Below are 23,345 nucleotides of genomic sequence, written 5' to 3' on the forward strand. Positions count from 1 at the left end.
CATTGAGTACTAATATGGTATGGTGGACTATTGCTATTTATATTATTCTTTCATTATTTATTGCATTTTTATCTAGACGTGGAAAGCAAAATAACATGGAAAGTTATTTCTTAGGGGACCGTAAACTTGGCGGTTTTGTATCTGCACTTAGTTACAGCGCTACAACATATAGTGCCTTTATGTTAGTTGGATTAGCAGGTTTAACCTATGCAGGTGGTGTTGGTGCATTTGGTTTTGAAATCATTTATTTCATGGGAGTTTCGTTAGTTGCTTTCTTTGGGCCAAGATTTTGGCTAGTAGGAAAAAAATACGGTTATGTAACACCATCAGAAATGCTTGGCGATCGTTATAATAATAAAAAAGTTGCGATGGTTGCATCGATTGCTTCTTGTATTTTTCTTATTCCTTACAGTGCCGTACAGCTAGCGGGAGTAGGCTATTTATTATCCGGGATGACAAATAATGCAATTTCTTTCTCTACTGGGGTAATTATTGCAACTATCTTAGCAATAGTATTTTCTTATATTGCCGGTATACGTTCTGTTGCATGGACTGATTCCTTACAAGCAATGTTTATGATTATTACTTCTACACTAGTTGTGATAATGATTGTTAAAGGATTAGGCGGATTTACAGGGTTTTTCGATACTTTACAAACGGAACATCCTAAATGGTTAACTGTTCCAGGGAATGGATATTTTAACTTCTTAACATTTTTAGGATTAACGATTCCATGGTTTTTCTTTAGCATCTCGAATCCGCAAGTTAGTCAAAGGTTATTTATGCCATCTTCTTTGAAAAGCTTAAGAAGAATGCTTATGGGTTTCTTGATATTTGGTTTTATATATACAATCGTTTCTGTAGTTTGGGGATTCTCTGCTGTTGTCATGTTCCCAGATTTAGAAACTGCAGACTTAGCTACACCTAAAATTCTATCTAGTGAATTAGTACCTCCTATTCTTGGAGTAATAGTAATGGTTGGAATTTTAGCAGCAGCTGTTTCTACGATTGATTCCATTTTATTAACTTTATCTTCTTTATTTGCTAGAGATGTGTATGGAAACATTTCAAATACAAGGAATGATAGTAAACAACTACTCGTAGGAAAAATCTTTATACCTGTTATAGCATTATTAGCATTTCTTTTTGCACAATCAAATATTAGCTTAATCGCTGTATTGTCTGTGGCAGCTTCTGCTGGGTTACTTGTAATTGTTCCTTCTATTATAGGCGCCTTTTTCTGGAAAAGAGGGACTGCTGCAGGATCAATTGTTAGTGTGATTGTTAGTGGTCTAGTTGTTATATATTTAGAACTTGCAAAGGTTAAACCATTGGACCTGGCGTCGGGCTTATGGGGACTATTTATCTCAACAGTCTTATTTATTATCGTGAGTCTTCTAACAAAAGCTCCAACAGAAAAAGCAAATGAGTTTTTAACATACGTTAGAACAGAACTTAGCAAAATTAACAAGAAAACAAAAGCGTCCAATTAATCTTTTTTAGGGGATATGTCATAACAGAATGTACATCCGAACAATGTAAATGTACTTATACCTCTAGAGTAAACACAATGCTGATTCCTTTAATATTGTATAAATGATAGTCTCATCCAGTGTAAACAGCACTTTGAAGACAAAATATCAAACCGAACTATCTTGATTTTATATAAAATGATAGTTCGGTTTTTTAATATAATCTATATTCCTATGTCCCAATCTTATTTTATTACAGTAACGTTCTCATGATTGGAATTGTATTGACAGCTGTTGTAATATGTGTTAATTATTTCATTAGGGTTAGCACTCGATAGAAGGGAGTGCTAAACATTTGCTACTTAACTAATAGTGCTAGTATGATTGTACTAAAAGGAGAGGATATAATGGCAAAAAAACAATTCCAAGCTGAATCAAAAAGATTATTAGACATGATGGTAAATTCTATTTATTCACAAAGGGAAATCTTTTTGAGAGAATTGCTATCTAATGCAAGTGATGCAATCGATAAGATTTATTACAAAGCACTTACAGATGAATCGTTAACCTTTAATCAAGAAGACTACTACATAAAAGTTATTCCAAACAAAGAAAAACGTACATTAACAATTATAGATACCGGAATTGGTATGACCCAAGAAGAATTAGAAAATAATCTAGGTATTATTGCAAAAAGTGGATCTTTAGCATTTAAACGCGAAAATGAAGTGAAAGATGGGCATGAAATTATTGGACAATTTGGTGTAGGATTTTATTCTGCATTCATGGTGGCAGATAAGGTCACTGTTATTAGTAAATCTTTACATTCCGATCAAGCGTATAAATGGGAATCAGAAGGTTCAGAAGGATACACAATTGAGCCAGCTACAAAAGAGCTTGTTGGTACTGAAATTATCTTATCCTTGAAAGAGAATACAGACGAAGATAAGTTTGACGAATTCCTGGACGAGTATCGCTTAAAAGCAATTATTAAAAAATACTCAGACTTCATCCGTTACCCAATCAAAATGGATGTAACGGTTAGCCGTCCAAAAGAAGGAAAAGAGGATGAATTTGAGTCAGTCCAAGAAGAACAAGTTATAAACAGTATGGTACCTATTTGGAGGAAAAATAAAAACGAGCTTACAGAAGAGGACTACGAGAAATTTTACAATGAAAAGCATTACGGATTTGATAAGCCTCTTACGTATAGTCATATAAGTGTTGATGGAACTATTCGTTACAATGCTATATTGTTTATTCCTGAAAATATTCCGTTTGATTATTATTCAAAAGAACATGAAAAAGGATTGGAACTGTATTCAAGCGGAGTTTTAATCATGAATAAATGCGCAGAGTTACTACCAGATTATTTTAGCTTCGTTAAAGGGATGGTAGACTCTGAAGACTTATCCCTCAATATCTCCAGAGAAATTTTGCAACATGATCGTCAGCTTCAATTAATTGCAAAAAATATTAAGAAGAAAATTAAAAGTGAACTACTAAATTTACTGAAAAATGATCGTGAAAAATACGAGAAATTTTACCAAGCATTTGGTCGTCAATTGAAATACGGTGTCTACAGTGATTACGGTAGCAATAAAGACATGTTACAAGATTTACTAATGTTCTACTCCTCCAAAGAGAAAAAACTAGTGACATTAGACGAGTATATCTCGAGAATGCCTGAAGATCAAAAATACATCTATTACGCTACTGGGGAAACAAACGAACGTATCGAAAAATTACCACAAACTGAATTAGTCGCAGATAAAGGATTTGAAATACTTTATTTTACGGAAGATATAGACGAATTTGCGATTAAGATGTTAATGACCTATAAAGAAAAAGAATTTAAGTCTGTATCAAGCAGTGACTTAGGACTAGATAATGAAGATACAAATAATGATAATAAGGAAGAAAGTGCAGAAAACAAAGAATTATTTACTGCCATGAAAGAAATATTGGCAGACAAGGTGCAAGATGTTAAAGCATCTAAACGTTTAAAGTCACACCCTGTATGTTTTTCTTCCGCAGGGGATATATCGATTGAAATGGAAAAAGTACTAAACAGCATTCCAGATAGTCAAAATGTTAAAGCAGATAAAGTATTGGAAATTAACACAAACCATTCCGTCTTCCAATCCTTAAAAACAGCACTAGCAACAGATAAAGATAAGTTAGCTTTATACACAAATTTACTTTACAATCAGGCCCTATTAATCGAGGGATTACCAATTAATGATCCTGTCGATTTCACAAATGATATATGTAAAATAATGGTTTAATGATTGGAACATCATTTGTTGGGTATGGAAAAATACAATTACAGTGTATTGGGAGGAATTATGAAGAAAAGAGTAGTCGTTACAGGGATAGGGGCTATTACTCCAGTTGGGAATGATGCCTCGACTGCATGGGAAAATATTAAAAATGGTGTTTCCGGAATTAAGCCATTAACAACAATAGATAAAGAAAAGTTCAATGTAAAAGTCGCTGCCAATGTAAAGGATTTTAATCCCGATGCATTTATGGATGCAAAAGAAGCAAGAAGAATGGCTCGCTTTACTCAATTTGCGGTAGCAACAAGTAAAATGGCGTTAGAAGATGGAAATGTAGAAATAGGAAAAAATGTAGACCCTGAGAGAATTGGCGTTTGGATTGGATCTGGAATTGGTGGATTAGATGCATTTGAAGAACAACATAAAAAGTTTATTGAAAAAGGACCAAAACGAGTAAGTCCATTTCTTATTCCAATGTTCATTCCAGATATGGCTGCAGGAAGGGTTTCCATCGAATTTGGTGCAAAAGCAATTAATAACTGCTCTGTAACTGCATGTGCATCTGGTGCGAATTCAATCGGTGATGCATTTCGGGTTATTCAAAATGGCCATGCAGATATGATGATTGCAGGTGGAGCAGAAGCTACCATTACGGAAATGACAATTGCTGGTTTTTCCAATATGAGAGCTTTATCTACTAATCCTGATCCAAATAAAGCAAGTCGTCCTTTTGATAAAAATCGTGACGGGTTTGTCATCGCTGAAGGAGCAGGGATGTTAATATTAGAAGAGTTAGAACATGCGCTAGCTAGAGGTGCTAAAATATATGGAGAACTTGCTGGTTATGGTGCAACAGGAGATGCTTATCATATTACGACTCCTGCACCAAACGCAGAAGGTGGGCAACGTGCAATGAAATTGGCATTGGAAGATGCTGACGTTACTCCAGAACAAATCGATTATATTAATGCGCATGGAACGAGCACATATTATAATGATTTAAATGAGTCAAAGGCAATCATGGAAGTGTTTGGAAATCATGCTAATAAGCTAGCTGTAAGTTCAACGAAATCAATGACAGGTCATTTATTAGGTGCATCTGGAGCAATTGAGGCAATATTCTCATTGCTTGCAATAAAGGATGGAATTATGCCTCCAACTATTAATTATGAGACACCAGATGAGGAATTAACTCTTGATTATGTTGCAAACAAAGCAAGAAAAGCAGATATACAAGTTGTAATATCCAATTCATTTGGATTCGGAGGACATAACGCTACTTTATTATTTAAGAAATACCAATAATTTTTATCCAAAAGTTAGAAATTCTTTACGAGAATTTCTAACTTTTTTTTGCATTTTTAATGAGGTAATTACCAAAAAGTAACATATTACTCTCGATTATAATTATTGTAAAATAGTATTATTGTCGATTCTATTATTATCTCGATTTTCATTTTCATCTATTTTTAGATTGGAGTGTGTGAAATATTGAACATCGTGATAACAGGCTTCGGTGTTAATGCACCAGGTATTAATAATATAGAAGAACTTAAGAATAATTTGGAGCAAGGGATTTGTACACTTGAAGAGATAAAAGACTTTGGACTAAACGATTCTTCTATCGTTGCAGGAAAAATACCACATGATTACTTAATTATAAATGAGAAGAACTATAAACGTTACCCTCGAGTAAGTAGACTTGCAATCAAAACGGCTGATGATGCAGTAACTATGGCCAAAATTTCGAAGATTGATCGTAAAAGAATATCCATTGTAATGGGAACTTCAGTTGGTGGTTTACAACAAATCCAGAGAGAAATCGCTCCACTTGGAGACGAGTATCGAAAATACCCTATTCATGGTATTAATTTTGGAGATCCACATGTAGTTTCATCCGCTATTGCTTCACATTTCGGAGTTAAAGGACCTGTTCATACCATTACTACTGGATGTACAGCAAGCTCAGACGCTATTGCGCTGGGCAAACTACTATTAGAAAGTAAACAAACAGATGTGTGTATTGTCGGTGGAGCAGATGCATTTGTAGATATGTGGAGTATATTCGGGTTTCATAAATTAAAACAGATTGAACTCAATAAAAGAATCGGTGAAACTGGTGTACCGTTTTCAAATCAAAGTAGTGGATTTGTAATGTCAGAAGGTGCTGGTGTTTTGGTACTTGAAAGAGAAGAAGATGCTCTACAGCGTCAAGCACAAATTTATGGAGTAATTGCAAGAACATATTCCAACAATGATGGGTTAGAAATGTTTCAATCAGATATGACAGGTAGTCAAATGCTAGATGCATTACAAAATACAATTCTGGATGAAGTTCCAACATATATTAATAGTCAGGCGCTTGGACTAAGAGTCAATGACTCAATCGAAGCAACTGTTCATCAGCAGCTATTTGGAAATAAAGTACCTATCACATCTATTAAGGGATTGTTTGGACATACATTTGGTGCCATGGGAGCAATTCAAGTAATCTCAGCACTGATTACAATAGAGCATAACTTTATCCCTAAAACTATGTTCACAAGAGGTGATGGTTATGAACAATTACCGATTGTCTATGAAACAAAATATGTTGATGTTGAGAAGGTTGCAATTACTTCACACGGAAATGGTGGTAATAACACGTGCATACTAGTCAATAAATACTAGTGCTCAAATAATTTGGGAGTGAAAAAATGGAGTTACCAATATATTCATTAATCGCAACGTTACCTCTTTTCATGGGAATTATCATTTTAAAAATGATTGACAATAAAAGGTTAACATTTGCATTATTTCAATTATTTCTTTTTGTTAGTTTATGGCAATTCGATGTATCCCTCTTATTTACTTATCAAATATTACCAATTGAAATAATGGATATTTTATTTCGCTTATTTAGAATTGGACCAATCATGTTAACCCCTACCTTAATGTACATTGCCTATACAATTGCTTCATTAAGTCTTAAAGATAAAGATAATATTCGTTGGACAATAATTATAAATAAATATGTTGTAATTGCTTTTTACTTGCTAGGTTTAATTACGTATGTAGTTGGATGGACCAAACATGGAATTGCTGAATATACAATCATTCATTCCGAAAAATTTTCTAATTTTTATTTTCCAGTGTATGGATCCCTTTCATGGGTATTTATCGCGAATGTTTCTTTGTTTTTAGTTGGAGCATTATCCTGTGTGGTAATTGCATGGAAGTTAAATAATAGTGAATATAAATCGTTTCTAGTAGCTTTTATGGTTTTAGCATTATTAGGCTATGGTATCGGTAGATTAAACTTCTATCCTGAATCAAGACTTTATTATAGTGGTGTAGCAATTCTATTTTTTGCTACAACTGTTTTCATACTTTCGTTGCGTTTCAATATGAATATGATTAAAAAAGTTAATCAACAATTAGATACACACAAAAACTTTTTACAAACAGTCATAGATCATAACCCAAACTTTATTTATGCCGTTAATCAAGAAGGGGTATTTACACTTGTAAATAAGTCTTTCGCTGAATTGTACGGATCCAATCCTCAAGCAATAATAGGAAAAACAATTAATACAATTCAACCAAATCAATCATTAATTAGTAATGAAGATATATATGATGTTGACACACTTCATCTGTTTGAGGAAAAGTTTATCCAAGTAGACGGTCAGAAAAAATGGGTAAATTCATATAAAATTCCGATAAAAAAATCTGAAGACATATTATTATTGGGAGTTGCAACAGATATTACAGCTTTAAAAGAGCAAGAAACTAAAATTAGAAAAATGGCTTATCTAGATGATTTAACAAAGTTACCTAATCGACGTTTATTTAATAATGACTTGGAATTGTTAATTAACAACGAACATAATCAATCAAAGATAGGTGTATTCTTTATTGACTTTGATCGTTTTAAATTTGTGAATGATACACTTGGACATGATATTGGAGATCAATTGCTAATACAATTGGGGAGTAGACTTCAAAAGTTAGTAGTAGATAACAAAGTAAAAGTGTATCGAATCGGGGGAGATGAATTTACAATTATTTATGCTGATTGCGACTATCGATCAGTAGAGGTTTTAGCTAAAACAATTTTAGACATATTCAACCAACAAATACAAGTTGATAATAACAGCTTATACATCACCCCGAGCATTGGAATTAGCGTTTATCCAGATGATGGATTAGATACAAAAACAATCATAAAAAATGCTGACGCAGCAATGTACCATATTAAAGAGACTGGTAAGAATAATTATCAATTTTTTAATGCTGGTATAGACCATTACTTACAACGAAAACTTGCTGTAGAAAAACAGTTGAGATCTGCGATTGAAAATGATGAACTTACATTATATTACCAACCTCAGTTAGACTTACAAACAATGAAAGTAGCAGGTGTAGAAGCGTTAATTAGGTGGGATAACAAAGAACTTGGAACTGTTTCACCAGCTGAATTTATTCCAATTGCGGAGGAAACAAACTTAATAAAAACACTTGGAGAATGGGTGTTAACAGAGGCCTGTAGACAAAATAAACAATGGCAAAATGCTGGATTTAATAAAATAAAAGTGGCTGTCAATATATCGATAAAACAGTTTAATGAGGCTGATTTTGTAGATACTGTCGCGAAAGTACTAGCTGCTACAAATCTTGAAGCAACATATCTTGAACTAGAAATTACAGAGGGAATCGCAATTAGTGACCCTCAGATTGCAATTAACAAACTTCATCAATTAAAAGAATTAGGCGTGACTATTTCAATAGATGACTTCGGAACAGGTTATTCATCTTTAAGTTATTTGCAAAAATATCCGATTGATTTAATAAAAATTGATCAATCTTTCTTAAAGGGTATTTTAACTAATAAGGAAAATACGGCGATTGTAGTTACTATTTTATCGATGGCTCAGCACTTAAATTTAGATGTTATTGCTGAAGGAGTAGAAACCGAATCCGAGTTTCAATATTTACTTAGTACATCTTGTAATTTAGCCCAAGGTTATTATATAGGGCATCCACAATCAGCAGATGAAATACAAAAAGAATTTAATAAATCGTTTAAAAAACTACAAACTAGAGAGTTGAACTTGTAGTTAGTTAAGATTGTATCTTGTGGTGGTTATTTTTTTGCTTTATAGTTTAATTTGGTGATTTGAATGAAAATATTTATCGTATTTATCGGAGGATTCCTTGGATCCATTTGTAGGTATATGGTTAGCGGATGGTTCCCATCACATAGCGGATTTCCGATAGCAACAATGTTGATTAACATAGTAGGCTGTTTCTTGCTAGGATGGTTATTAACTACGCTGAAGTTAAATAAAAACAAACATCTATTTATTTCATTACTATTTGGTACTGGTTTTATTAGTTCGTTTACTACTTTTTCTACTTTCACCATCGAAACAATACAACTACTAGAAAATCAGTTATATATATTTGCTATTGTCTATGTATGTGCTAGTATTTTGTTAGGAATTTTGGCAGCATATATAGGATATAAATTGGTAGGATTCAAAGTGGGGGAGAACCGATGATTTGGCTAGTAGGGATAGGTGGTTCGATTGGAGCTGTTGTGCGATATCTATTCGGGCAATGGATGACAAATCGGTTTTCAAATAAATTAACTTTTCCATTTAACACATGGATCATTAATCTTTCTGGTTCTTTGCTTCTTGGACTACTAGCAAATATGTATGTAGAGAAAGAAATTAATGATTGGATTTGGTACTTTTTTGGTATTGGCTTTTGTGGTGCATATACAACTTTTTCTACATTTGGGATGGAAGTTATTACACTTTTACAAGCTAAAAATCTACGATTAGCTGTCTCATATATAGTTACTTCCATCATATTAGGACTTTTATTTGCTGCAGGTGGCTATTTTTTATTTTAAAGGCTCTGTTAAAGTTCATTGTTGTTAACAACTTAGTTGATTGTAGCGGATGTACACGAGACTCCTGCGGGAAAAGCACGAGCCGAAGATCCACTTGGCAAAGCGGTTTTCTTTGCCAAGTTAGCAAAGGCCGTGCCCGCGGAAAGCGAGTGTACAGGAGCGAAAATCAACAACAGAGTTTAATAAAGCTATTTTAAAAGATATGAGTGATTCCGAATGGATATAGCTCATGTCTTTTTTTGCTATCAGTCAGATATTTAACTCATTTCATTATTTTCTAAAATATAGTTGACATTCCTTTTAGCGGATGATATTATTTTCATTCTCATTGCAAATAAAAGGAGGAGAAACTGCTTGATTACAGTAAATGGATTAAGTAAGTCTTTTAAAGTGGCTAAGCGTTCTAGTGGATTAAGAAATTCATTGAAAGCGCTTTTTTATCGTGAGCATACAACCGTTCATGCGCTTAGTGACATTTCTTTTTCAATTCAACCTGGTGAAATTGTAGGCTATATAGGACCAAATGGAGCAGGAAAATCGACAACCATTAAGATTATGAGTGGGATTTTAGTACCTAATTCTGGTACATGTAGCATATTAGGATTTACACCATGGAAAGAAAGAGTAGAGTATGTGAAAAATATAGGTGTCGTATTTGGTCAGCGATCGCAATTATGGTGGGATGTACCAGTAATTGATTCATTTGAGCTACTCCGAGATATTTACAAAATTCCACTCTCTGAATATGAAGCTAATGTAAAGCTTTTAACTGAAACACTAGATTTGAAAAATATTATTAACACACCTGTTCGCCAATTAAGTCTTGGACAAAGAATGCGTTGTGAAATTGCTGCATCACTATTACATAGTCCTAGTGTCTTATTTCTGGATGAACCGACGATTGGATTAGACGCCCTTTCCAAAATCGCCGTGCGGAAATTTATTAAAACGATTAATAAAGAGAAGGGTGTTACTGTTATCCTGACAACCCATGATATGAATGATATTGAAGCATTAGCAGATCGAGTTATTTTAATTGGGAAAGGTAATCTGCTTTATGACGGCAAATTAAATGAGTTACGGAAAAAGTATGGATCTAACAAGATGATGACAGTTGATTTTCGAGGGACAGGACAATTTCGTAATATATATGGAACGGAAGTGATATCACAATCATCCGAAAGAGCAATTCTTAGTATAGATACGGAGAAAACGATGATATCAGACGTCATTACGGAGATTTCTAGTTTAGTAGAATTAGTGGATATATCGATTGATGCACAGCCTATTGAAGAAATAATTGTTGAATTATATAAGGAGTTTCAAATATGAATGCTTATGTATCCGTATTAAAACTTCGACTAATGAATGGCTTACAGTATAGGACAGCTGCAATTGCAGGTGTAGCTACACAATTTTTCTTTGGTTTTATGTTTATTATGATTTTCGAGGCATTCTACGCACATACAACACAAGCGCCACCAATGTCGTTAACACAATTAATCACTTATATATGGCTACAACAAGCTTTTCTATCATTTATCATGTTGTGGTTTCGTGATAGTGAACTTTTTGATTTAATTACAACAGGAAATATTGCCTATGAACTTTGTAGACCAACTGGGTTATACGGATTCTGGTATGCAAAGCTACTTGCTCAACGTTTATCGAGCGCAATACTAAGGTGCTTTCCAATTTTCATTATTATTTTTTTATTACCAAAACCATATAAAATGACAGTCCCGCCGTCTGTTACAACATTTCTATTATTTGTAATTACACTTACACTTGGTTTATTAATTCTTGTATCCATTTCCATGTTCATTTATATTTCTGTATTTATTACGATGTCTCCTGTGGGATCATTATTAATGTTCAGTGTGTTAGGTGAATTTTTTGCAGGTGCAGTAATTCCAGTTCCTTTAATGCCTACATGGCTCCAAAACATTGTATATTTATTACCTTTTCACTATACTGCTGACTTTCCATTCCGTGTGTATTCAGGACATATACCTACATCTGAAGCAATTATTGGTATTCTTGCACAATTAATATGGTTAGTGGCCCTTATTCTTTTAGGAAATTTTGCGTTTAAAAGTGTATTACGAAAAGTTGTTATACAAGGTGGATGATAGAAATGGTTCTTTTCTTCAAATACTTAAAGATATTATTTAAGTCGCAAATGCAATATCGTACTTCCTTTATTTTATTATCAATCGGTCAATTTTTCATTCCCTTTACAATTTTCGCGGGTCTCTATTTATTATTTGATCGATTTGGACAAATTAAAGGTTGGACATTTTATGAAGTGGCACTTTCCTTTGGGATTATTCATATGGCATTTGCACTTAGTGAATGTTTTGCTCGTGGATTCGATTCCTTTTCAAGTCTTGTTAGAGAAGGGAATTTCGATCGTATACTTGTCAGACCAAGAGGGACGATGATTCAAGTAATAGGATCAAAATTTGAATTTACTAGATTCGGACGATTAATACAAAGTGTCATCGTACTTACCTGGGCTGTTGTAAATCTTCCTATTGATTGGAACGTTACGAAAATAAGTGTACTATTCCTAATGGTTGCTAGTGGATGCGCCATATTTACAGGAATATTTATTTTAGCAGCAACCCTATGTTTCTGGACGATACAAGGACTAGAGGTAGTGAATATTTTTACAGACGGAGGAAGAGAAATGGCACAATACCCACTCAATATATATCATAAATGGGTGTCAAAATTCTTCACTTTCGTCATTCCTTTTGGCACTGTTAACTATTTACCGCTCATGTATTTACTAGATAAACATGAAGGAAATGCACTTCCATACATGTTAGCACCAATTGCAGGTTTTATGTTCATTATTCCTTGTATATTCGTCTGGAAAATCGGTGTAAGACATTACTGCTCAACAGGCTCATAATTAACGTGTCGTTTCTCGATAATTTATTTGTATTACTTGTTCTGTTTCATTTTCAAATTCAATATCAACGAAAACACCAAATTCACGGTTATTTTCTCTTAACCATAATTTGAATTTTTCTGTAGAAGAACTTGCACCAGTATCTCTCCCAATGTGTAAATAATCAATGATTTGCGCATTGGGATACTTTGCTTTCACATTCGCCATTGCTAGTCGACCCCATTTTGCATATGAAGGTACTTCATTCAATACTGCATCTTGATTAGTGGTAGTAATTACTGGTAGAAGACTGGATGCGAAAATAAAACTTGCTAGTGTAAAAGGGAGGATAATTTGCATTTAGATAACCTTCTTTTTCTTTTTAGTATTTGTGATATTAATTTCCACTATTCATGTCAAAAAACTTAATTTTCTATTTATCTGACTTTAGTAGATGATTTTTATTCTACTCATGGTAAAATACATGTAAATACATATAAAAGTGAGGGCCAACATGATTAAAGCAATTTTTTTCGATTTGGATGATACAATTCTTTGGGACCAGAAAAGTGTAAAAGAAGCATTCGTTGCTACATGTAAAGTAGCACAGGAACGCTATGGTCTAGATCTAGATGAATTAGAGGAAGCAGTTCGCGAAGCAGCAAGAAAACTTTATTCTAGCTATGAAACTTATGCATTTACACAAATGATTGGAATTAATCCGTTTGAGGGATTATGGGGCAACTTCTTAGATGATCATGATGAATTTAGAAAAATGAAAGACATTGTGCCACAATATCGTAAAGATGCATGGACAGAAGGGCTAAAAGCATTAGGAATCGATGATGAAGCATTTGGACACGAGTTAGCGGAACGATTCCCGCAAGAACGTAGAAATCTACCATTTGTTTATGATGAATCTTTTTCCGTATTAGATAGATTGAAAGATAATTACAAGCTATTATTATTAACAAATGGCTCCCCAGATTTACAAAACACTAAGCTAACGATCACACCAGAAATTGCTCCATACTTTGATCAAATCGTTATTTCCGGTGGATTTGGAAAAGGGAAACCAGATCCTTCCATTTTCGAACATGCATTACAACTAATGGAAGTAGATAAAGACGAAGTTCTCATGGTTGGAGATAATTTAATGACTGATATCCTTGGAGCAAATCAAACAGGTATTAAATCCGTCTGGATCAACCGACACCAAAAAGAAAGAACAGAAGTAGTACCAACATATGAAATTAATCATTTGGAAGGATTATTTGATATATTAGAAGAATTACGTAAGATTGTCTAATCGGCATTTCTTATTTAAATTCAAAAATCAAAGTTTCATAAACAAATAGAGGGAGTGTCCTTTACTAGACATTCCCTTTTTCTTTCTATTTATTCATTCTTTTTTAAGAATATATGAAGTATAATTGTCTATATTAAGACAATTCACTTTATTTGGAGGAGTTCACATGCCAGTAATTCGTGTCAATGATCAAGAATTAGAAAAGTTCCCAAATTGGTCAGAGATTAACCATTATGGAATTAATCATTTAGAAGTAGGGCAAGAGGTGCCATTACATTACCATTCTTGTAATGAATATTGGATTATCATTAGTGGACGTGGAATTTGCACAACAGAAGGAGATACTTATGAAATTGGACCAGGTGATTTAGTATTAACAAAAGAAGGTGATGAACATTCACTAATTGTTACAGAAAAAATGACAGCGGTTTATATTTATGGTGTATTACCACCAGGAGGTTCCATAGGTTACTTATATCGTGATAAAACAACAGAAGTTTAATATATGACGAGAGGAGGTATTTTCATTGAAATTAAAACTAATCCAAGTAGGACTTGGTGGAATGGGAACTTTTATCGCACAAGATTTTATCATTCCATCTCCAGATTATGAATATGCAGGACTTGTGGAAATGAATTCGGAGCGTTTAGAATATGTATCTAACGTGTTAAAGGTAGCACAGACAAATTGTTATACAGATTATGAGGAAGCATTTCAACAATTAGAAGCGGATGCAGTTTTCGTTTCAGCTTTTTCACCAGCACATTACGAAATTTGTAAAGCAGCATTAGAAAACAATTTACATGTATTAGTAGAAAAACCATTTGTATTAAAAATAGAGGAAGCTAAAGAATTAGTTGAACTTGCTTCTAGTAGGAAGCTTAAACTAATGGTAAATCAAAATTACCGCTTCTTCCATTCAGTGCTCACATTAAAGAAAACGATTACAGATAAAGTTGTTGGAGATCCAACTTTTGTTCAGACAGAATTTTTCTTTGATCATAACGGAAGACCATATCAGCGAGAAATGGAAGATTATATGCTACTGGAGATGGCAGTACACCATATTGATATGATGCGTTTTCTATTCGATTCCAATATTTCATCAGTAAACGGTAAAACATGGAATGAACCGGAAAGTGGGTATATTGGTGATCCTAATGTACAGGCAACTTATGAGTTAGAATCCGGACTTCCAATATTTTATTTAGGAAGTTTAATATCTAAGGGGAAAATCACTCCTTGGGAAGGCGTTTGGCGCGTGCAGTGTGAACAAGGATCTATTCATTTAGATGACCTAGGTGATGGTTATGGTGTTTACGTTGTAGATGCTAACCAACACAAAACAAAAGTTAATGTAGAATTTGAATCACCGGATGGAATACACGGCTCTTTAGCTCACTTTGCAAAAGCTATAAGAGAAGATTTCCAACCTATAACATCTGGAGTAGATAATTTGAAAACACTAGCAGCACTTTTCGCAACAAGTGCGTCTTCGAAAGAGCAAAGGGGAATTTCTCCAACTGCTATTGTTTAAAAAATGACATTGTTTTTTAAAAAAGTGTATTACAGAGAAAAAGTACGGCACCAAATTATCTCACGTATATTTCATATTATTGTCAGACTCTATTAAAGTTTATTGTTGTTAACAACTTAGTTGATTGTAGCGGATGTACACGAGACTCCTGCGGGAACAGCACGAGCCGAAGATCCACTTGGCAAAGCATTCTTCTTTGCCAAGTTAGCTGAGGCCGTGCCCGCGGAAAGCGAGTGTACAGGAGCGGAAATCAACAACAGAGTTTAACAGAGCTTATTATTAAAATGAAATATATGTGAGAGCACCTGCATAATATAGATTGACACCTTTCGTGTACTACACATATAATACACATAAGAAATGAGGTAGGTGAAGCTTTTGTGCTAAAATTCTATAACTTATCCTTGAATAATAAAGACCCCGTGTATTTACAAATCGCATTGTATGTAAAAAGGCAGATCCTCCTGAAAAAAGTCATAAGCGGTGATAAACTCCCATCAAGACGAGAAATAGCAGCACAACTTAATATCAATCCCAACACGGTACAAAAAGCGTTTCGACTTATGGAAGAAGAGGGCTATGTACATACAAGTGGGAACCAGGGAAGTATTATTTATTTTAACGAAGAAATCTTTAAACGAATCGAAGAAGAACTGACCGAAGAACTCGTTCTAAATTTCATACACTCTGCAAAGGATGTTAATTTGTCATTTAAAAAGGTCATCGACTTACTTAGTGAATTATGGGAAGAGGCATAATTTTGACAATCGTGTATTACACCTATAATACAGAGGAGGAGTTTTCTTGCGTTCATTTTATCGGTTAATAAACTATGAATTTAGTAGAATGTTCGTACCAAGTTTAATAATTTGTAGTATTTCAATTGTATTCACTAATATTTTACTATTGAACAGTATTACAGACAGCGAATATGATCCATCACTCTACAAGCGGTTTGAACATATTTATGCTGAATCTGGAAGTTTTATATTATTTTTCATCTCATTTATCGCTATTATCACATTATTCTTAGTCAATTTTTATAAAGCCTATTGGGGCAGTAAGAGTATTTTTACGTATCTCACTTTGCCGATTAAACGGGAAGCGCTTTATTTTGCGAAATTAATTGTTTTAATTATTTGTTTACTTATGCTTTTAACATCCCATTTAATAAGTATTTTTATTGGTTATGATTTGGTCTCAGCAAAAGTAGCAGAAATCAGCAACGGAAAAGCAATAATGAATAATGGCCTATTTCTTGCATTCATACGTTCTCATCATCTCCGTTTATTGTTTCCAATAACATGGCTTGGTATTTTATCATCCATTAGTTTAGTAATAACCGTGCTTACGGGGTTCTTTTACGCAGCATTATGTGAGCGTAGTAAAAGGTACTGGGGACTTGCGTTAATATTAGTAGTTTTTCTTTTTATTTTCAACGTAATTCAGAAGTATTTGAATGAAATCATATATATTGGCGTAGAAACCAGCTCGGTAGTCGTTACTTGCACAATCTCATTTTTAGTTAGTGTATTTTTCGTTTGGCGAAGTATTAGATTAATTAAAAAATCGGCAATTTCATAAATGGGAGGGGAGTTATGTCATTTAGTAGAATGAAAGAACATATCTCATTACTATTTTAAAAGGCTAATATTACTTAAGTGGAGGAGTCTAATTGAAAAAAATTAAGAGACATTTGCCGATTCTTACTTTAATTGCTTCCATTATTTTGCTCACTGTACTTTTATCAAAAGTACATGCTGCAAAGAGTAATGCTAATTTCATTTGGAAGGATGTAAAAGGAGAACGATCTGTACTAAATGGAATTTCAATATCTGGGGAGTTAGCCGATGCATACCATCGAACAAAATTTATAGTAGAAAATGGAAAAGTGAACTATAAAACAGATGTATTAGATATTCCCCAAACAATGTATCAACAACAATCAGAGAAGGAATTTACTTTTCATCGTGCTGGACAAATAACGAATAATTTCGAGGTAGAGCTCAAGGATTATAGTAAAACACCGAGTTCAAGTTATGCGCGTATCATAACAGATATTGAATATAATCTATCAAAAAGTCTGTACGGAGTATCCTTTGTAAATACACACCATTACGGTTTAACCACAATTAGTGATAAAGTATTTTACACTGCTCCAACTTCCTCTAACGCAGGAGGAGTAAATGGAATATACGAACTGAAGTTTACCGAGTATTATATCAATACCATACAAGAAAAATATAATCCTCGCACTTTAACTACTTTTGAATTAAATAAAGTGAATGACCAAACAGGGATACAAGTACTAGGTTTGGAAGCAGTAGGTAACAAATTAGCACTAATTTTAATTAAAAATCACAAATTAACTATTAGAGTTTTTGATAGTGAGACAGGTACCCAACTCGGTGAAACAAATTTAAAAGATGATTTCTTTATTGGAGATCAAGAAAATCCTGAAGCAAAAGAAGTTCATCGAAGCAATTATGATTCATTTAGTTATAACGACTTACTAATATTAAGCTTTCCTAGTTTAGGTTCCACTGAAAATGACAGTAAAAAAACGATTATAAGTATCGACTTTACGGATGAAGTGAAGATAATTGGGATTAATAAAGGAAGGTTTACGAACTCTACTAGCAGAGATTCTGACAATATTGAAGAAATGTATTATAAAAATAACAAACTATACATTGTTAATACTGCGGTAGATCGGGCAAAAGAAAATGATGTCAATAGGGCTGTGCTTTTGCCTAAATATATTAAAGTTTATGTTTACGATGAGAATGGTTTGATATATGAAGGTAGGCTTGAAACAGATATACATGATGATTATCTCAGGTTTACGAATGAAAAAGGTTCGATAGGTATTAATAATGATGAGTTTCGGAATTTTATGAATGTCAGTATCTACTGATTTTAGAGTGAGAGGGTGATAGTTTTGATCGAACTCAAAGACGTTACTTTAAAATATAGTAAACGCTTTTTAGGAGGTGACATGATAAATCTCACAATTCCTACAGGTGAAATAGTCGGAATTTTAGGAGAAAATGGTAGTGGTAAGACTACGTTGTTAAAATCAATTATGGGTCTAAAATCGCTATTTGAAGGTGAAATAATAATGGAAGGTGAACCAGTTATGAAACAGTATGATAAAATCTCGTTCATAACGGAAGAAGGTAGCTATATTCCAGATATGACACCTATTCAATATGCAACGTTTTTAGGAGACTTCTTTCCATATTTTAAAATGGATAAGTTTATACAGTTACTAGAATACTTTGAGATACCTAGACATCGAAAAATTAAGACCTTTTCTAGAGGGATGAAGTCAAAGGTAGAAATTTGTGCAGGCTTTTCTAAAGGTGCTAAGTATATTGTGATGGATGAACCATTTCTTGGTAAAGACATATTTACAAGAAGGGATTTCTTGAAAATGATGGTTTCTAGTCTTCAAGCAGACGAGACAATTCTTATATCGACTCATTTAATTGATGAAATCGAAAATGTAATTGATCGTGCCATTGTCCTCCAAGGTGGTCGAATAAAGGGGAATGTTTACATTGATGAACTAAGAGAAGAGGCTAATACTTTGGAGTCATATATGGAAAAAATCGCTAATTATAAACAAGATAAATATACATCATTATCAGACTGAGTGGATGTTGAGAGTGACGTAAAAAAATTAAAAAGGGTGGGTTAAAATCGAACTTTCTTTTAAATTAACTGGTTAAAAGTTCGATTTTAAAGTTCACCTAAATTACATTGTCCCATCCCCTTTATAGTATATTATTATCTCTCACATTTACTTCATAGGCAGCTCGTACTCCAGATTCCACCGCTCCTTCAATCCAGCCGTGAAAGGATGAAGTATGTTCTCCAGCAAAATGTAATCTTCCTTCAGGTTGAGATATAGCATCACCAAAATCTGTTTTTTGACCTGGTGCAAATAACGTGAAACATCCTGCTGAATAGGGATTTTTACTCCAATTAAATGAAATCCCTTGCAAAAATTGATCATACACGACACTTCCATAAATCTTAGATAAATCTTTTAATGCATAATATATGATTTCCTTATTCGTCATGCTATTCCATAGCAATGCATCATGTCCCCATGTGTAACTTGCAAGTAATACTGCTGGACCACCAGTCCCAATACTATGACTAGGGATATAACTAAATCGAGTAGGAAGGTCTGTAATTGCATTCCCAACCTGAAGCTTTTCCCAGAAAGCAAATTTAAATTCGATCCCAATCTTTACAGAAGGAAGAGTAAGTAATTCTCGAATTGCTTGCCATTTTTTAAAAGAGATAGAATGGTAGGGAAGAATATCAACAAATTGTAAGGTGGTAAATGGAATTGAAATAATTGCATAATCACCAGTGAACGACGCATATTGCCCAGTAATCGGATTTCTTGTTTGTACCAATACTCCATTGTTATTCTGGATAATTCTTTCTACTTTCTGATTTAGATAAATATCATTCCCAAGTTCCTGCATAAATGCATAGGGGAGGTGATCATTCCCACCGTTAATTTCATAAAATTGTGTTTCCTCATTGAAAATAGGAAAAATAATATCTGTTAGAATACCGATAAACGATAACTCCCTGAATCCCTCAATACCGAGCATCACACTAATTTTTCGAATCGCACTCACTGACATCGATTCACCGTACGGATTTTCTTTTAAAAATTCCTCCATCGAGTAATCCGCATATTGTTTTTTTAATTCCTCTTGTTGCTCAGGAGTACTGTTTTCATATATATCTAGAAATGGTTGGACTGCTTCTAAAAACAATTCCGTTGCGGTTTTTCCTTTCTCCCAACCTTGAACTGGAAACTCCAATATATCTGGATTTTTATCATATTGTTCACGAGTAGTTAGGATGTTATTAACGTAAATTAAGTCTTTTGGTGTAGCATTTATCATTTTATTGATACCTAAGTTAAAATGACGAATATATTCAAAGACAAGAACATGTGTGTCAGGAATTCGCATCGCACCTAAATCTAAATAATTATTAGGTGTAAAGGGCTGTCTAGCTGTGTAAATCCTACCACCAATCCGATTATTCCCTTCTAGAATTGTTACATGATGTCCTGCTCTTTTTAACAAAGAAGCTGCCACGAGACCAGCCATACCCGCTCCAACAATAAGAACTTTTTTGGGTGAATTAGTTGGTACTAACCCATTTCGAATGAGTGTTAACATATCGTTTGGATATTCGAGAGAAGAATACTTCGTTGTCACTTTCCTCAATGTATCCCCTCCTTTTTGAACATAATATGAAAATATAATATGGCTTATGCTCATACTCACTAATATAGTAAGATGTATACAACAGTTCATACGTAAAGAAAAAGGAGTGTGGAGGATTGACTATTTTAACTGAACTTTCATCACAAATCGGAGAAAAAACAGAAGCTGGAAATCGTAAAGTTGCTCATGCTTGCATACAAAATGAAGAATTAATTGAAGAAATTGGCGAAGGTCTATTATCAAATGACACTGCACTACTAGGGGATTGTGCAGAGGTTTGTACCATGGTAGCAGAGCAGGAACCAGAAAAAATTGTCCCATATGCAGATAGGTTAATGAACCTCCTAGATCATAAAAAAACTCGTGTACGCTGGGAATCGATGCATGCGATTGCCTTGATTACCACATTTATACCTGAAAAAATAACGATAATAATACCAACGTTAAAAGAGAAGATTAAGTCTGATAAGAGTACGATTGTTCGAGATTATGCGATTGAAACACTATGTAACTATGCTAGTGTCGGCCCTGCAGAAGCAAAACTCACTTACCCTATATTAAAAGATACATTGTATTTGTGGGAAGGGAAGCATCGGGCAAGAGTCTTAAAAGGATTGCTAATTGTATGTCAATCTACTTCAGAATATACTTTAGAGATATTAGGAACTGCACAAGAGATGGTAGATAATCCAAAAGGTGTAGTGAAAAAAGCGGCTAAAAATCTCATAAAAGCGATCGAACGAGGAGAAGTGAAGTAGTTTAAACCTAAAAAACGCCAGTGCTTATTTTGCACTTGGCGTTTTTTCTATTAATAAGAAACAATGATCCATCCATCTGATTGGAAAATAGAATAACCGATATAATCTTCCAGCTCAACGTCAACAGATTTACCTGTATTTACAACATAATCAATGTTGTCTAACAAACCTGTGAACTCACTATACTCATCATTATTAAAAGCTTCTTTAAGGATTGTGCTATATTCTGGAAGTGCACCTTTAACACCTGCACTCATATGGAAAATTGGTTGTTCATCTTTTATGATGACGAATACGTCACTATATGGTATTGCATATAATGCTGCACCGTATGAAAGAGCAATATCACTGATTTCTTTAAACTTTTCATCATCCATTATTTTTACAAAAACTTCATTGTCGATTGTTAATTCATCTGGATATTTTTCAGCGATTTCTTCTACTTCATCTTTATTACTTACAGGAAGAACATTATTATCATTATTCTCAATATTAATCGTATCATCATTATTCATTTCAAGAGGGCTTTCCAATTCCATTACCGGGTTATCAGACGCATTCACATTACTAGGCTTTCCGTTATAAGGGAACACAGTCGCTGCGATTAAAAATAACGTTATAAATACAATTACACTAATTTTTTTATTCATTATTACATCACCCCTCAATTGTTGCTACATATATATAGACGTTTGACTTGGAAAAAAGTTTCACCTATTTAACAAAAAGATTGCTTTTGTTACAAAAGTGTTACAAAGATAATAGTGAATAGTTTGTTATAGTAAATGTATACCCACTTGAATCTAGTAATATGCATAATTAGTAGAAAAGGATTAATTATTAGAGGAAAGCTTGAAAAGTAGTTACCGGAAACTTAGTATGGAATTAATAGAAATAGGAGGAATAAGAGCATTCACATGACAACAAAAATACTATTTAGCTCACACGGGTTAGGGGATATTGCAAATGATGAAATACAAAATATTCTCCAAAAATATCATTTAGGAGCATTGATAAAAGCAAATAAAACAAAAAATGGGGCAATGAAACAAACAATGTTCGTTACTTCAACTGAAGGGGTATTTGTTATCAAAGGCAATCCAGTATATAAAGGGCAGCTTGAGGAGGAAGGATTTTTTATTTCAGAACTGGGAAAACGTACAAATCTATCACTTCCTTTGCCATATAAAATTGATTCATCCCTTGAAATATTTCCTTACCCATATGCCATAATGCCCTTATTACCAGGTTTTCATTTTTTACATATAGACAACTATACAATAGAGGAAAAAAAAGAGATAACAACTGCACTAGTAAATGCATTGAAGGAAATGCATAGCTGGAAAGTCTCAACATATGGTGAATGGAACCCAATTACGAAAAGTTTACAGCCATTTGAGCAGTCTTTTGATCAGTGGCTACATAATCGTGTTACATATTGGCTTAAAGATGCAGAAAAATATTCAACAATTACGAATGAAGACTGGGATTGGACTTCTAACTTCCTTAATGAAACGTTACCTTATTTATCTAGTTTAACAAGACCTACCTTTGTAATGGGGGATTTCAAGCCCGGTAATTGTTTAATAGATAAGAATGACGATGGGTGGTATGTTTCTGGGGTTTTCGATTTTACGAATAGTTATTTTGGAGATCCGGTTGCTGACTTGATAAAGTTTTTAACTATTTTTATAGATAGTAATGAGCTCGGTGTAGCAAAACATTTTATTCAATCCTTTTACGATGATAGAGAGGACCCATATGCATTTAAGCAGCGCTTAAAATTACATATGTTGCAACAGCGAGTGTTAGATTGGGGATGTGCAAAAGCAATGAACATGGTGGATTGGGAAGAAGATATCTCATTCAAAGCTTGGATTACAAAGTACATGAACATAATAGATAAACTCTAGAACAA

Annotated in this window: 22 protein-coding genes; 19 read left to right on the forward strand and 3 right to left on the reverse strand. The window is 33.7% G+C overall.

Annotated elements, in window-relative coordinates; all coding sequences use genetic code 11:
• Nucleotides 1-2: 2 nt before the first annotated feature.
• From ACFPM4_RS02000 to ACFPM4_RS02045, 10 genes are all read left to right on the forward strand, one after another.
• Entirely contained in the window at nucleotides 3-1,493 is a 1,491-nt protein-coding gene (locus tag ACFPM4_RS02000; protein WP_144927956.1) for a sodium:solute symporter family protein, read from the forward strand.
• Between the two features lie 386 nt (nucleotides 1,494-1,879).
• Nucleotides 1,880-3,760: a molecular chaperone HtpG gene (gene htpG / locus ACFPM4_RS02005; protein ID WP_382347108.1), complete on the forward strand. Its 1,881-nt coding sequence runs from the start codon at nucleotides 1,880-1,882 to the stop codon at nucleotides 3,758-3,760.
• Nucleotides 3,761-3,817: 57 nt separating this feature from the next.
• The gene (gene fabF, locus ACFPM4_RS02010; protein WP_318281133.1) at nucleotides 3,818-5,059 is read left to right on the forward strand and encodes a beta-ketoacyl-ACP synthase II; all 1,242 of its coding nucleotides are present in this window, start codon (nucleotides 3,818-3,820) and stop codon (nucleotides 5,057-5,059) included.
• Between the two features lie 195 nt (nucleotides 5,060-5,254).
• Nucleotides 5,255-6,424, forward strand: a complete 1,170-nt coding sequence (locus ACFPM4_RS02015; RefSeq protein WP_382348135.1) for a beta-ketoacyl synthase N-terminal-like domain-containing protein — start codon at nucleotides 5,255-5,257, stop codon at nucleotides 6,422-6,424.
• A gap of 26 nt (nucleotides 6,425-6,450) precedes the next feature.
• Entirely contained in the window at nucleotides 6,451-8,853 is a 2,403-nt protein-coding gene (locus tag ACFPM4_RS02020) for an EAL domain-containing protein (protein WP_382347111.1), read from the forward strand.
• Between the two features lie 63 nt (nucleotides 8,854-8,916).
• A complete protein-coding gene (gene crcB, locus ACFPM4_RS02025; protein ID WP_144927934.1) occupies nucleotides 8,917-9,297 on the forward strand; it encodes a fluoride efflux transporter CrcB in 381 nt (126 codons plus the stop codon).
• Nucleotides 9,294-9,656, forward strand: coding sequence for a fluoride efflux transporter CrcB (gene crcB, locus ACFPM4_RS02030; RefSeq protein WP_382347115.1), 363 nt, complete (start codon nucleotides 9,294-9,296; stop codon nucleotides 9,654-9,656). Before crcB (ACFPM4_RS02025) ends, crcB (ACFPM4_RS02030) begins: the two co-directional genes overlap by 4 nt.
• 354 nt (nucleotides 9,657-10,010) lie before the next feature.
• Nucleotides 10,011-10,988, forward strand: a complete 978-nt coding sequence (locus ACFPM4_RS02035; protein WP_382347118.1) for an ABC transporter ATP-binding protein — start codon at nucleotides 10,011-10,013, stop codon at nucleotides 10,986-10,988.
• Nucleotides 10,985-11,788, forward strand: coding sequence for an ABC transporter permease (locus ACFPM4_RS02040; RefSeq protein WP_144927925.1), 804 nt, complete (start codon nucleotides 10,985-10,987; stop codon nucleotides 11,786-11,788). Before ACFPM4_RS02035 ends, ACFPM4_RS02040 begins: the two co-directional genes overlap by 4 nt.
• Before the next feature lie 5 nt (nucleotides 11,789-11,793).
• The gene (locus ACFPM4_RS02045; protein ID WP_144927922.1) at nucleotides 11,794-12,576 is read left to right on the forward strand and encodes an ABC transporter permease; all 783 of its coding nucleotides are present in this window, start codon (nucleotides 11,794-11,796) and stop codon (nucleotides 12,574-12,576) included.
• Here the strand turns inward: ACFPM4_RS02045 and ACFPM4_RS02050 are convergent, their stop codons facing one another.
• Nucleotides 12,577-12,915 carry a YqzG/YhdC family protein gene (locus ACFPM4_RS02050; RefSeq protein WP_382347123.1) on the reverse strand — a complete coding sequence of 113 codons (339 nt, stop codon included), beginning with the start codon at nucleotides 12,913-12,915 and terminating at the stop codon, nucleotides 12,577-12,579. It lies immediately after the preceding gene.
• Between the two features lie 154 nt (nucleotides 12,916-13,069).
• Here ACFPM4_RS02050 and ACFPM4_RS02055 point away from each other — a divergent pair, with 154 nt between their 5' ends.
• The 7 genes from ACFPM4_RS02055 (at nucleotide 13,070) to ACFPM4_RS02085 (ending at nucleotide 19,060) form a co-directional block, all read left to right on the forward strand.
• Nucleotides 13,070-13,864 (forward strand): HAD family hydrolase, encoded by a 795-nt coding sequence (locus tag ACFPM4_RS02055; RefSeq protein ID WP_382347126.1) that lies wholly within the window; start codon nucleotides 13,070-13,072, stop codon nucleotides 13,862-13,864.
• A gap of 166 nt (nucleotides 13,865-14,030) precedes the next feature.
• A complete protein-coding gene (locus ACFPM4_RS02060) occupies nucleotides 14,031-14,366 on the forward strand; it encodes a cupin domain-containing protein (protein WP_144927913.1) in 336 nt (111 codons plus the stop codon).
• Between the two features lie 25 nt (nucleotides 14,367-14,391).
• Nucleotides 14,392-15,402, forward strand: coding sequence for a Gfo/Idh/MocA family protein (locus tag ACFPM4_RS02065; RefSeq protein WP_382347130.1), 1,011 nt, complete (start codon nucleotides 14,392-14,394; stop codon nucleotides 15,400-15,402).
• Nucleotides 15,403-15,782: 380 nt separating this feature from the next.
• On the forward strand, nucleotides 15,783-16,160 hold the full coding sequence (locus tag ACFPM4_RS02070; RefSeq protein WP_382347133.1) for a GntR family transcriptional regulator: 378 nt from the start codon (nucleotides 15,783-15,785) through the stop codon (nucleotides 16,158-16,160).
• A 46-nt stretch (nucleotides 16,161-16,206) separates the two neighbouring features.
• Nucleotides 16,207-16,986 (forward strand): hypothetical protein, encoded by a 780-nt coding sequence (locus ACFPM4_RS02075; protein ID WP_382347135.1) that lies wholly within the window; start codon nucleotides 16,207-16,209, stop codon nucleotides 16,984-16,986.
• Between the two features lie 91 nt (nucleotides 16,987-17,077).
• Nucleotides 17,078-18,319 carry a hypothetical protein gene (locus ACFPM4_RS02080; protein ID WP_382347138.1) on the forward strand — a complete coding sequence of 414 codons (1,242 nt, stop codon included), beginning with the start codon at nucleotides 17,078-17,080 and terminating at the stop codon, nucleotides 18,317-18,319.
• Between the two features lie 81 nt (nucleotides 18,320-18,400).
• On the forward strand, nucleotides 18,401-19,060 hold the full coding sequence (locus ACFPM4_RS02085; RefSeq protein WP_382347141.1) for an ATP-binding cassette domain-containing protein: 660 nt from the start codon (nucleotides 18,401-18,403) through the stop codon (nucleotides 19,058-19,060).
• Between the two features lie 121 nt (nucleotides 19,061-19,181).
• Here the strand turns inward: ACFPM4_RS02085 and ACFPM4_RS02090 are convergent, their stop codons facing one another.
• On the reverse strand, nucleotides 19,182-20,660 hold the full coding sequence (locus ACFPM4_RS02090) for a flavin monoamine oxidase family protein (protein WP_382348138.1): 1,479 nt from the start codon (nucleotides 20,658-20,660) through the stop codon (nucleotides 19,182-19,184).
• A 125-nt stretch (nucleotides 20,661-20,785) separates the two neighbouring features.
• Between ACFPM4_RS02090 and ACFPM4_RS02095 the strand changes: the two genes are divergently transcribed.
• On the forward strand, nucleotides 20,786-21,427 hold the full coding sequence (locus tag ACFPM4_RS02095) for a HEAT repeat domain-containing protein (protein WP_382347144.1): 642 nt from the start codon (nucleotides 20,786-20,788) through the stop codon (nucleotides 21,425-21,427).
• Between the two features lie 50 nt (nucleotides 21,428-21,477).
• On the opposite strand, the gene ACFPM4_RS02100 is transcribed toward ACFPM4_RS02095, so the two are convergent.
• Entirely contained in the window at nucleotides 21,478-22,077 is a 600-nt protein-coding gene (locus ACFPM4_RS02100) for a hypothetical protein (protein ID WP_382347147.1), read from the reverse strand.
• 267 nt (nucleotides 22,078-22,344) lie between these two features.
• On the opposite strand from ACFPM4_RS02100, the gene ACFPM4_RS02105 reads away from it, so the two are divergent.
• The gene (locus ACFPM4_RS02105) at nucleotides 22,345-23,340 is read left to right on the forward strand and encodes a phosphotransferase family protein (protein WP_382347150.1); all 996 of its coding nucleotides are present in this window, start codon (nucleotides 22,345-22,347) and stop codon (nucleotides 23,338-23,340) included.
• Nucleotides 23,341-23,345 lie beyond the last annotated feature (5 nt).

Source organism: Lederbergia graminis (assembly GCF_042655485.1).
Lineage (GTDB): Bacteria > Bacillota > Bacilli > Bacillales > Bacillaceae_C > Lederbergia > Lederbergia graminis.